11 protein-coding genes and 4 tRNA genes are annotated in these 11,795 nt (G+C 54.5%); all 15 read right to left on the bottom strand.

The annotated features are described in order from the left end of the window. Positions 1 to 9: 9 nt before the first annotated feature. The 15 genes from rpoB to birA all read right to left on the bottom strand — a co-directional run bounded on the left by rpoB (position 10) and on the right by birA (position 11,626). Complete coding sequence (gene rpoB / locus FHW68_RS25680) at positions 10 to 4,083, bottom strand: DNA-directed RNA polymerase subunit beta (protein ID WP_183683726.1); 4,074 nt, start codon at positions 4,081 to 4,083, stop codon at positions 10 to 12. A 220-nt stretch (positions 4,084 to 4,303) separates the two neighbouring features. Continuing rightward, on the bottom strand, positions 4,304 to 4,669 hold the full coding sequence (rplL, locus tag FHW68_RS25675) for a 50S ribosomal protein L7/L12 (protein ID WP_084319630.1): 366 nt from the start codon (positions 4,667 to 4,669) through the stop codon (positions 4,304 to 4,306). Positions 4,670 to 4,749: 80 nt separating this feature from the next. Continuing rightward, positions 4,750 to 5,250 carry a 50S ribosomal protein L10 gene (gene rplJ, locus FHW68_RS25670; RefSeq protein WP_007896629.1) on the bottom strand — a complete coding sequence of 167 codons (501 nt, stop codon included), beginning with the start codon at positions 5,248 to 5,250 and terminating at the stop codon, positions 4,750 to 4,752. Positions 5,251 to 5,447: 197 nt separating this feature from the next. Then, positions 5,448 to 6,143, bottom strand: a complete 696-nt coding sequence (gene rplA, locus FHW68_RS25665; protein ID WP_007896626.1) for a 50S ribosomal protein L1 — start codon at positions 6,141 to 6,143, stop codon at positions 5,448 to 5,450. Continuing rightward, a complete protein-coding gene (rplK, locus tag FHW68_RS25660; protein WP_008008888.1) occupies positions 6,143 to 6,574 on the bottom strand; it encodes a 50S ribosomal protein L11 in 432 nt (143 codons plus the stop codon). The genes rplA and rplK overlap by 1 nt, the downstream gene beginning before the upstream one ends. A 117-nt stretch (positions 6,575 to 6,691) precedes the next feature. Then, positions 6,692 to 7,225, bottom strand: coding sequence for a transcription termination/antitermination protein NusG (gene nusG / locus FHW68_RS25655; RefSeq protein ID WP_007933727.1), 534 nt, complete (start codon positions 7,223 to 7,225; stop codon positions 6,692 to 6,694). Positions 7,226 to 7,234: 9 nt separating this feature from the next. Next, entirely contained in the window at positions 7,235 to 7,603 is a 369-nt protein-coding gene (gene secE, locus FHW68_RS25650) for a preprotein translocase subunit SecE (RefSeq protein WP_007896620.1), read from the bottom strand. A gap of 45 nt (positions 7,604 to 7,648) precedes the next feature. Continuing rightward, a tRNA-Trp gene (locus FHW68_RS25645) sits at positions 7,649 to 7,724 on the bottom strand. 53 nt (positions 7,725 to 7,777) lie between these two features. Beyond that, positions 7,778 to 8,971 (bottom strand): elongation factor Tu, encoded by a 1,194-nt coding sequence (tuf, locus tag FHW68_RS25640; protein WP_007896619.1) that lies wholly within the window; start codon positions 8,969 to 8,971, stop codon positions 7,778 to 7,780. Positions 8,972 to 9,055: 84 nt separating this feature from the next. Beyond that, positions 9,056 to 9,131, bottom strand: a tRNA-Thr gene (locus tag FHW68_RS25635). A 26-nt stretch (positions 9,132 to 9,157) separates the two neighbouring features. Then, positions 9,158 to 9,231, bottom strand: a tRNA-Gly gene (locus FHW68_RS25630). A 24-nt stretch (positions 9,232 to 9,255) separates the two neighbouring features. Then, positions 9,256 to 9,340, bottom strand: a tRNA-Tyr gene (locus FHW68_RS25625). A 142-nt stretch (positions 9,341 to 9,482) separates the two neighbouring features. Beyond that, positions 9,483 to 9,920 (bottom strand): hypothetical protein, encoded by a 438-nt coding sequence (locus FHW68_RS25620; protein ID WP_183683724.1) that lies wholly within the window; start codon positions 9,918 to 9,920, stop codon positions 9,483 to 9,485. A gap of 7 nt (positions 9,921 to 9,927) precedes the next feature. Further along, complete coding sequence (locus FHW68_RS25615; RefSeq protein ID WP_095630597.1) at positions 9,928 to 10,677, bottom strand: pantothenate kinase; 750 nt, start codon at positions 10,675 to 10,677, stop codon at positions 9,928 to 9,930. Continuing rightward, complete coding sequence (gene birA / locus FHW68_RS25610; protein ID WP_183683722.1) at positions 10,667 to 11,626, bottom strand: bifunctional biotin--[acetyl-CoA-carboxylase] ligase/biotin operon repressor BirA; 960 nt, start codon at positions 11,624 to 11,626, stop codon at positions 10,667 to 10,669. The genes FHW68_RS25615 and birA overlap by 11 nt, the downstream gene beginning before the upstream one ends. Positions 11,627 to 11,795: the final 169 nt, after the last annotated feature.

Here is an 11,795-nt window from a genome sequence, read left to right as displayed (position 1 = left end):
CGTCACGTGTTATTCGGTTTCCAGATCGATATCGATGCCGAGGGAACGAATTTCTTTGATCAACACGTTGAAGGACTCGGGCATGCCCGGCTCCATACGGTGATCGCCGTCCACGATGTTTTTGTACATCTTGGTCCGACCGTTCACATCGTCCGACTTCACTGTGAGCATTTCTTGCAGAGTGTAAGCGGCACCGTATGCTTCCAGTGCCCAGACCTCCATCTCCCCGAAACGCTGACCACCGAACTGTGCCTTACCACCCAGCGGTTGCTGGGTAACCAGGCTGTACGAACCGGTAGAACGAGCGTGCATCTTGTCGTCTACCAAGTGGTTCAGCTTCAGCATGTACATGTAGCCAACAGTAACCGGGCGCTCGAACTTGTTGCCCGTACGGCCGTCGGTCAGCTGCATCTGGCCGCTTTCTGGCAGGTCTGCCAGTTTCAGCATGGCCTTGATTTCGCTTTCCTTGGCACCGTCGAACACTGGAGTGGCCATTGGTACGCCGCCACGCAGGTTTTTCGCCAGATCCAGGATTTCCTGGTCGGAGAAGCTATCCAGTTCTTCGTTACGGCCGCCGATCTGGTTGTAGATCTCGTCCAGGAAAGTGCGAAGCTCGGCAACTTTACGCTGCTCTTCGACCATCCGGTTGATCTTCTCGCCCAGACCTTTGGCCGCGAGGCCCAGGTGGGTTTCCAGGATCTGACCAACGTTCATACGCGAAGGTACGCCCAACGGGTTGAGGACGACGTCGACCGGGGTGCCATTGGCATCGTGCGGCATGTCTTCAACCGGCATGATCACGGAGACCACACCCTTGTTACCGTGACGACCGGCCATCTTGTCGCCCGGCTGGATGCGACGACGGATTGCCAGGTAAACCTTGACGATTTTCAGCACGCCTGGAGCCAGGTCATCGCCCTGCTGCAGTTTGCGCTTCTTGTCTTCGAACTTGTCGTCCAGCAGACGGCGGCGATCAACGATGTAGGCCTGAGCCTTCTCGAGCTGCTCGTTCAGAGCATCTTCAGCCATGCGCAGTTTGAACCACTGACCATGCTCAAGACCGTCGAGAATTTCGTCGGTGATGTCCTGACCTTTCTTCAGACCGGCGCCGCCTTCGGCTTTGTGGCCGACCAGAGCGGAACGCAGACGTTCGAAAGTGGCGCCTTCAACGATACGGAACTCTTCGTTCAGATCCTTGCGGATCTCGTCGAGCTGAGTCTTCTCGATCGACAGTGCACGAGCATCACGCTCAACGCCGTCGCGGGTGAAGACCTGTACGTCGATGACAGTACCCTTGGTACCGGTAGGCACACGCAGGGAAGTGTCTTTAACGTCGCTGGCTTTTTCACCAAAGATGGCACGCAGCAGTTTTTCTTCCGGAGTCAGTTGGGTCTCGCCTTTCGGAGTGACCTTACCGACCAGGATGTCGCCTGCGCCAACTTCAGCACCTACGTAAACAATACCGGCTTCGTCCAGTTTGTTCAGTGCAGCTTCACCCACGTTCGGGATGTCTGCAGTGATTTCCTCTGGCCCAAGCTTGGTGTCACGTGCCACACAGGTCAGTTCCTGGATGTGGATCGTGGTGAAGCGGTCTTCCTGAACAACACGCTCGGACAGGCAGATGGAGTCTTCGAAGTTGAAGCCGTTCCACGCCATGAACGCAATGCGCATGTTCTGACCCAAAGCCAGCTCACCCATATCGGTGGACGGACCGTCGGCCATGATGTCGCTGCGCTGAACCCGATCACCCTTGCTCACCAGCGGACGCTGGTTGATGCAGGTGTTCTGGTTGGAGCGGGTGTACTTGGTCAGGTTGTAGATATCGACACCGGCTTCACCGGTTTCAACTTCATCATCAGCAACGCGAACCACAATACGGCTGGCATCGACGGAGTCGATCACGCCGCCACGACGAGCCACGACGCAAACGCCGGAGTCACGGGCTACGTTACGCTCCATGCCGGTACCGACCAGCGGCTTGTCAGCGCGCAGGGTTGGTACAGCTTGACGCTGCATGTTCGAACCCATCAACGCACGGTTGGCGTCGTCGTGCTCGAGGAACGGGATCAGCGACGCCGCAACCGAAACTACCTGCTTGGGCGATACGTCCATCAAGGTGACGTCTTCCGGCGCCTTGACGGTGAATTCGTTCAAGTGACGAACAGCTACCAGCTCGTCGACCAGGACTTTCTTGTCGTTCATCGTGGCCGAAGCCTGAGCGATCACGTGATCAGCTTCTTCGATGGCGGACAGGAACACGATCTCGTCGGTGACCAGGGCGTCTTTCACCACACGGTACGGGCTCTCGAGGAAGCCGTACTGGTTGGTGCGCGCATAGGCAGCCAAGGAGTTGATCAGACCGATGTTCGGACCTTCCGGCGTTTCAATCGGGCATACACGACCGTAGTGAGTCGGGTGTACGTCACGCACTTCAAAGCCAGCACGCTCACGAGTCAAACCGCCAGGGCCGAGTGCAGAGACACGACGCTTGTGGGTGATCTCGGACAGCGGGTTGTTCTGGTCCATGAACTGGGAAAGCTGGCTGGAACCGAAGAACTCTTTCACCGCCGCAGCCACTGGCTTGGCGTTGATCAGGTCTTGCGGCATCAGGCCTTCGCTTTCAGCCATAGACAGACGCTCTTTGACCGCACGCTCAACACGTACCAGGCCAACGCGGAACTGGTTTTCGGCCATTTCGCCTACACAGCGAACACGGCGGTTACCCAAGTGGTCGATGTCATCGACGATGCCTTTACCGTTACGGATGTCGACCAGAGTCTTCAGTACCGCAACGATGTCTTCCTTGCACAACACGCCCGAACCTTCGATCTCGGTACGACCGATACGACGGTTGAACTTCATCCGGCCGACCGCAGACAGGTCATAGCGCTCAGGGCTGAAGAACAGGTTGTTGAACAGAGTCTCGGCAGCGTCTTTGGTTGGCGGCTCGCCAGGACGCATCATGCGATAGATCTCGACCAGCGCTTCCAATTGGTTGCTGGTGGAGTCGATCTTCAGAGTGTCGGAAACGAACGGACCGCAATCGATATCGTTGGTATATAGAGTTTCGATGCGAACAACCTGGGCCTTGGCGATTTTTGCCAGGATTTCGGTGCTCAGCTCGGTGTTGCACTCTGCCAGGATTTCGCCGGTTGCCGGATGCACGATGACCTTGGCGGTAGTGCGACCCAGGACGTAGTCCAGAGGCACTTGCAGCTCTTTGACCCCTGCTTTTTCCAGCTGGTTGATGTGGCGAGCAGTAATACGACGACCTTGCTCGACAATAACCTTGCCTTTGTCATCCAGGATATCCAGGACAGCAATTTCACCACGCAGGCGCTGAGGCACCAGTTCCAGGCTGAGGTTTTCACCTTGCACGTGGAAGACGTTGGTGGTGTAGAACGCGTCGAGCACTTCTTCAGTGGTATAGCCCAGTGCGCGCAGCAGTACCGATGCAGGCAGCTTGCGACGACGGTCGATACGCACGAACACACAGTCTTTCGGGTCGAACTCGAAGTCCAGCCACGAACCGCGGTAAGGAATGATGCGCGCGGAGTACAGCAGTTTGCCGGAGCTGTGCGTCTTGCCACGGTCGTGGTCGAAGAACACGCCCGGGGAACGGTGCAGCTGGGAAACGATTACACGCTCGGTACCGTTGATTACGAAGGTACCGTTTTCAGTCATCAGGGGGATTTCACCCATGTAGACTTCTTGCTCTTTGATGTCCTTGATCGCTTTGTTCGACGATTCTTTGTCGAAAATGATCAGACGCACTTTTACCCGCAAAGGTACGGCGTAAGTTACACCGCGCAATACGCATTCTTTGACATCAAATGCCGGTTCGCCCAGGCGATAACCGACGTACTCCAGCGCAGCATTGCCGGAGTAGCTGATGATCGGGAAAACGGATTTGAAGGCCGCATGCAGGCCCACGTCGCGGAACTGATCTTTAGTCGCTCCCGCTTGCAAGAATTCACGATACGAATCCAGCTGGATGGCCAGGAGGTACGGCACATCCATGACGTCCGGCAACTTGCTAAAGTCCTTGCGGATACGTTTTTTCTCAGTATATGAGTAAGCCATCAGCGTTCCCCAGCTTGGTCACCTGCTTGTTTGGCCCCTCCCGACGGGAGCAGCCAGAAAATCGTGCAAACCCCATGGTTTGCGCCACCGCATCGGGTGGTTACAGCACGTTATGGGCACCGACCGAGTCGGCTGCCAATAACGGAAAAAGGCCGGTGGCAAGAGCCACCAGCCATCAGCCTGTCGCTTAACGCTCGGGCTGGAGGAGCAAAGTCGATGCTTACTTCAGCTCGACTTTAGCGCCTGCCTCTTCCAGAACTGCTTTGGCTTTGTCAGCTGCGTCTTTGGCAACAGCTTCCAGAACCATGGCAGGAGCGCCGTCAACTACAGCCTTGGCTTCTTTCAGGCCCAGACCGGTCAGTTCACGTACAGCCTTGATCACGTTAACTTTCTTCTCGCCAGCTTCGGTCAGCATGACGTTGAATTCAGTTTGTTCTTCAACAACGGCAGCAACAGCAGCTGGACCAGCGGAAGCAGCGGCAGCAGAAACGCCGAACTTCTCTTCCATGGCCTTGATCAGCTCAACGATTTCCAGAACGGATTTTTCGCCGATTGCTTCGATGATTTGGTCGTTAGTCAGAGACATGACTATAAATTCCTGTATTGGGGTGACAGCCTACGCGGCCATCGAAATAAACAATAAACGCTGAAAGGAGTCGCTCAGCCTTAGGCTGCGGCAGCTTCTTTCTGGTCGCGAAGGGCCGCCAGAGTACGAGCCAATTTGCTGGTTGCGCCTTGAATCACGCTCATCAGCTGAGAAATTGCTTCGTCACGGGTCGGCAGACTTGCCAGTACGTCGATCTGATTAGCTGCGAGGAACTTGCCCTCGAACGCAGCTGCCTTGATCTCGAACTTATCCTGACCTTTTGCGAATTCTTTGAAGATACGAGCAGCAGCGCCCGGATGTTCTTTCGAAAATGCAATCAAGGTCGGGCCGGTGAACACGTCGTTGAGCACGTCATATTGAGTGCCAGCAACGGCGCGCTTGAGCAGGGTGTTACGTACAACACGTACGTAAACGCCAGCTTCACGAGCCTCTTTACGGAGTCCGGTCATAGCGCCAACTGTCACGCCGCGGGCATCAGCCACAACAGCAGACAGGGCAACATTGGCAGCCTCGTTGACTTCAGCGACGATGGCCTTCTTGTCTTCGAGTTTAATTGCCACGGGTTTAACTCCTGCTTGTTACCGTTTCATCCAACCGAAGCCGGATGTCGTTTTGGTGTCTGATTCGGTAAGGAACCGGGAGCACCATCTGCGTAGGCTTGTGGTTTAAGACTTGCGTCGCCTACGGTCTTGGATAGCCCCCGCCAGGCAGGGACCCCAATCTTTCATTGGCGCAATCGCTTGCGCCAACCTGTGTCTTACGCGTCGAGCGAGCCTTGGTCGATGACCAGACCTGGACCCATGGTAGTGCTCAGGGTAACGCGCTTGACGTAAATACCTTTCGAGGAAGCTGGCTTGATACGCTTCAGATCAGCGATCAGGGCTTCAACGTTTTCCTTCAGCTTGACGGCATCGAAGCCAACTTTGCCAACGGAGGTGTGGATGATGCCGTTTTTGTCGGTGCGATAACGAACCTGACCAGCCTTGGCGTTTTTAACCGCGGTAGCTACGTCTGGAGTTACGGTGCCGACTTTAGGGTTAGGCATCAGACCACGTGGACCGAGGATCTGACCCAACTGACCTACAACGCGCATTGCATCCGGGGATGCGATAACTACGTCATAATTCAGGTCGCCGCCTTTCATTTCAGCAGCCAGGTCATCCATACCTACACGGTCAGCGCCGGCAGCCAGAGCGGCCTCGGCAGCTGGACCCTGGGTGAACACAGCTACGCGAACGGTCTTGCCAGTGCCGTGTGGCAGCACAGTAGCGCTACGAACAACCTGGTCAGATTTACGCGGGTCAACGCCCAGGTTTACAGCAACGTCGAACGACTCGCTGAACTTGACAGTCGACAGCTCAGCCAGCAGAGCGGCAGCGTCTACAAAATTGTAGGACTTGCCTGCTTCGATTTTGCCGGCGATAGCCTTTTGACGCTTGGTCAACTTAGCCATTACACACCCTCCACGTTAAGGCCCATGCTACGAGCAGAACCGGCGATAGTACGCACGGCTGCTTCCATATCAGCTGCAGTCAGATCCGCGTTTTTGGTTTTCGCGATCTCTTCCAGCTGAGCACGGGTCACGGTGCCAACCTTAACGGTGTTCGGACGAGCGGAGCCGCTAGTCAGACCAGCAGCCTTCTTCAGCAGAACCGAAGCAGGTGTGGATTTGGTTTCAAAAGTGAAGCTACGGTCGCTATAGACAGTGATGATCACTGGAGTCGGCAGACCTGGCTCAATACCCTGAGTACGGGCGTTGAAAGCCTTGCAGAACTCCATGATGTTCACGCCGTGCTGACCCAGAGCAGGACCAACGGGTGGGCTTGGGTTAGCCTGAGCGGCCTTCACTTGCAGCTTGATGTAAGCGGTAATCTTCTTGGCCATGAGGCACTCCAATTACGGGTTCGAACGCCTCGAAAGGCTCCCCGGTTACTTGCGCGTTTATCCCAGTGACGACAAAACCCCACAGCCTGGGGCTGTGGGGTTGGGATGCTTGCTCAGCTAGACCTTTTCGACCTGGCTGAACTCTAGCTCTACCGGAGTAGAGCGACCGAAAATGAGCACTGCCACTTGGATCCGGCTCTTCTCGTAGTTAACTTCTTCAACCGTGCCAGTAAAATCAGCAAACGGCCCGTCATTGACGCGTACCGACTCACCTGGCTCGAACAGCGTCTTCGGCTTCGGCTTGTCGCTACCATCAGCAACGCGACGCAGAATCGCTTCTGCCTCTTTATCTGTGATTGGCGCAGGCTTATCAGCAGTACCGCCGATAAAACCCATCACCCGAGGAGTATCCTTGACCAAGTGCCAAGTCCCCTCATTCATGTCCATCTGAACCAGCACGTAACCTGGGAAGAACTTACGCTCGCTTTTGCGCTTCTGGCCATTACGCATTTCAACCACTTCTTCAGTGGGAACCAGAATTTCGCCAAAGCCATCTTCCATGCCAGCCAGCTTTACGCGCTCTATCAACGAGCGCATGACATGCTTCTCGTAACCGGAGTAAGCATGCACAACGTACCAACGCTTAGCCACGGGACACCCTTAGCCGACAATCAAGGAAACAAGCCAACCGAGCAGGGAATCAAGCCCCCACAACAGCAACGCCATAACCAGAACAACAGCCACAACGATCAGCGTGGTCTGCGTGGTTTCTTGGCGAGTTGGCCAAACGACTTTACGAATCTCGGTGCGAGCTTCCTTAACCAGTACAAAGAAAGACTTGCCCTTGACTGTCTGCAGGCCTACAAAGGCAGCTACAGCAGCAATGACAAGCAAAGCGAGTACGCGGTACAGGATCGGCGAAGCAGAGTAATACTGATTGCCAACAACGCCAACAACCACCAAAGCGACTACTACTAGCCACTTGAGCAGATCGAAGCGAGAGCCTTGAGCTTCAGCTTTAGGAGTCATCTATGAAGATCCTGTGAAAAGAAAGCCAGACACACCGAGTGAATCTGGCAGGTCAGGAGGGAATCGAACCCCCAACCTACGGTTTTGGAGACCGTCGCTCTGCCAATTGAGCTACTGACCTAAAACAAAATCAGGCCGACCATTATGCCGGCCCGAAAAAGACATTACAACAACTTACTCGATGACTTTTGCAACGACACCAGCGCCGACGGTACGACCGCCTTCACGGATAGCGAAACGCAGACCATCTTCCATCGCGATGGTTTTGATCAGGGTAACGGTCATCTGAACGTTATCACCCGGCATCACCATCTCAACACCTTCTGGCAGCTCGCAGTTACCAGTCACGTCAGTCGTACGGAAGTAGAACTGTGGACGGTAGCCTTTGAAGAATGGCGTATGACGACCACCCTCCTCCTTGCTCAGAACGTAAACCTCAGCAGTGAACTTGGTGTGCGGCTTGACGGTGCCCGGCTTGACCAGAACCTGGCCACGCTCAACATCATCACGCTTGGTGCCACGCAGCAGAACGCCGCAGTTCTCACCCGCACGACCCTCGTCGAGCAGCTTGCGAAACATCTCAACACCAGTGCAAGTAGTTTTGACAGTGTCACGAAGACCAACAATCTCAACTTCTTCCTGAATGCGAACAATGCCACGCTCAACACGACCAGTCACAACAGTACCGCGACCAGAGATCGAGAACACATCCTCGATCGGCATCAGGAACGGCTTATCGATAGCACGTTCAGGCTGCGGAATATAGCTATCCAGAGTCTCGACCAACTTCTTGACGGCGGTGGTGCCCATCTCGTTGTCGTCTTGACCATTCAACGCCATCAGCGCCGAACCAATAATAATCGGAGTGTCGTCACCCGGGAAATCGTAAGTGCTCAGCAGATCGCGCACTTCCATTTCAACCAGCTCCAACAGCTCAGCATCATCAACCATGTCAGCCTTGTTCAGGAAGACAACGATGTATGGAACGCCAACCTGACGGGACAACAGGATATGCTCACGAGTTTGCGGCATTGGGCCATCAGCAGCCGAGCAAACCAGGATCGCACCGTCCATCTGCGCAGCACCGGTGATCATGTTCTTCACATAGTCAGCGTGGCCTGGGCAGTCAACGTGCGCATAGTGACGCACAGCCGAATCGTACTCAACATGAGCAGTGTTAATGGTAATACCACGAGCCTTTTCTTCCGGGGCGCTATCGATCTTGTCGAAGTCAACCTTTGCCGAACCGAACACTTCGGAACAGACTCGAGTCAGAGCGGCGGTCAAAGTTGTCTTGCCGTGGTCTACGTGACCAATGGTTCCAACGTTGACGTGCGGCTTGTTACGTTCGAACTTTTCCTTAGCCATCGAAATCACCCCTAGCAGAAGAATTAAGCAAGTACTATCAGCCATTAAAACAAAGGCAGATATTTTCATATCTGCCTTGTTATATGGAGCTCTTGAGCGGATTTGAACCGCTGACCTCACCCTTACCAAGGGTGTGCTCTACCAACTGAGCTACAAGAGCGTAACACTTTGCAGGACCTGCAAACTTGGAGCGGGTAGCGGGAATCGAACCCGCATCATCAGCTTGGAAGGCTGAGGTTCTACCACTAAACTATACCCGCGGAGCTTGCAGCTCTCGCTAAAAATGGTGGAGGGGGAAGGATTCGAACCTTCGAAGTCGTAGACGTCAGATTTACAGCCTGATCCCTTTGGCCGCTCGGGAACCCCTCCTAAGCGAGCCGGCATTCTATATCATGCCAGCCTTCTGTCAAGCATTTTCTCATTAAAAACCTGAGGTTAGCTGCGTTGACCTCGCTTCGCACTGCTGACCGTTAAAGGTCTTCACTGCGGAGCGGGCGCCATTCTATGCAAACTATTCGACGGGTGCAACCCCCTCGCATGGCATTATTTTATGTTTTAACTCATTGAATTCTCTAGAAAGGTTTTGCAACTGCGAGTCACCCAGCAAACGCCCGCTTTCCGGGGATATACGCACCCAGTAACCAGGATATTCGGGGCGATCCTTCGGCAGGGGCAGGAACTTGATATCCATGTCACTCAATCGACGCTCAATCACCTGGGCGACATCCTGTCGAGCAACCCCTCCCAGATAGAAACAATTGCTATCCGTCTGCGCAGATTTTCCTTTGTCTCGAGCCTCGGCTGCCTCGCTCAATAAACGAATATCCTGCTGCGAACCACGATATAAACTCAAGGGGGTTACATCTTTCGCGCGAAGTGGAGCCTCCTGCTGGTGCCAGACGTAATAGAACACATTGAGAACAAGCAACAGCAGGAACAACCAACGCATAAAAACCTCAGGATAAGGGACACGCCATCGCCAAACCTACAAATACCAGGTCTGGAACCACTCTGGCCTCGGGCACAATTTCGGAGACCAGCTCAGCATCTCCTCCAGTCAGAAAGACTGCGAAATCCTCTCCCCAATAATTGCGCGCCAACTCTAGCTGAGTCAGGACAAACCCCCTCAACATTAGCAAACAACCTCGCTCGACCGCTTCAACGGTTGTGCGCCCTGGAACAAGACTCTCCAACGCGCGCTCGGCAGCAAGATCTCCATAGCGAATTCTACGGGTATGGGTGCGCAATTGGTTGCGCATCAAAGGCATTCCCGGACAGATAAATCCTCCGAGATGCTCACCATCCTTTGCAATATAATCAGCCGTAACAGCCGTACCGAAGTCGAGCACCAAACAAGCACCCGAAGCCAGATGAAAGCCCCCGAGCATTGCAAGCCACCGATCAAGCCCTAGCCGCTCGAACTCCTCATAGCCATTTCGAACCCCGGACATCTCACGAGCCGGTGCCGCGCACACCACGGAAACGCCAAAAGCGTCGGTCAGCAGTGATATCAGCGCATTGGTTTCTTCGGAGGTTCTGACACTGACCAAACGACAATGCATGAGAGCGAGCCCCTTAAGCCCTTTCAAGCTCTCCAGCAATGCGAAATTCGAATCAACGACCCCCTCGCCAACTACCCGCCGGACATCCTCGCCGAGCACGCGCCATTTGATGAAACTGTTTCCACAATCGAGCTCAAGAATCATCACGCAACCTCAGACTGAGCTCGCCACCGCTAAAAACCTTTTCCACACCATCCACCTTTAAGCGCAAGGCACCTTGACTGTCGATACCCAGAACTTCCCCATCTATCTGATGAACACCGGCAATCAATGACACCGCCCGGCCCTGCCATAGATGATTTTGCTCCCACTCAGCCTGGATAGCCGAAAATCCGCCCGCCTGATGACGATTTAAGTAGGTCTTAAGCATTAGCCCTAGCTCCGCAACCAGATGATTGCGATCAACCGCCTTACCTGACTCGAGTCTCATGGATGTCCACTGCTGATCAACCTCATCGGTCATCTGCATGTTCACATTAATTCCAACCCCAATCACCACATGACATACATCAGCAGGATCCCCCACTAACTCAAGCAGTATCCCGGCGATCTTCTGCTGCCCCACAAGAACGTCATTTGGCCACTTCAACCCAACGCCTGAAACACCAAGCTGCCGCAAGGCTTGCATCACGGCAAGCCCGACGACAAGACTCAAGCCCTCCAGCTGGCGCATCCCACCATCAATGCGCAGCACCAGGCTGTAATAGATGTTTTCCGCGAATGGGCTCACCCATTTGCGTCCTCGCCGCCCGCGACCGGCCGTTTGCCGCTCAGCCAGCACCAGAAAGGGTGCCGGCTGACCACGCTCAATAGCACGCAAAGCCTCAGCATTTGTAGAATCAATTGAATCGAAGACTAGAATGGGCCACTCACAAGAAGGCGCCCATGCGCTTATTTGCGCAGGATCAAGCAGTGTCAACGGCGCAGCCAATTGATAGCCGCGACCGCGTACTTTGTGTATGGATAAGCCGAGTTCAGCTTCCAAGTGCTGAAGCTGCTTCCATACAGCGCTACGACTGACCCCCAAGGCAGTGCCGAGGGCTTGGCCCGAATGGAATCGACCATCCTTAAGAAGCTTTAACAACGTCAGCATGCAAGTCTCGCCTCACAATGAGGCCCGCATGATAGCCATGCCCCAGGCTGTTGCATAGAAACCCACAAGCGAGATTTTCCTGCGGACAAAACAAAACCCCTACCTGCAGATGCAGATAGGGGTTTCGGAATTTGATCTTGACGATGACCTACTCTCACATGGGGAAACC

Origin of the sequence: Pseudomonas sp. Tn43, from assembly GCF_014192635.1 — a bacterium.
Taxonomy (GTDB): domain Bacteria; phylum Pseudomonadota; class Gammaproteobacteria; order Pseudomonadales; family Pseudomonadaceae; genus Aquipseudomonas.
Note: the sequence above shows the minus strand (reverse complement) of the source record. Positions and strands in the feature narration are given on the sequence as shown.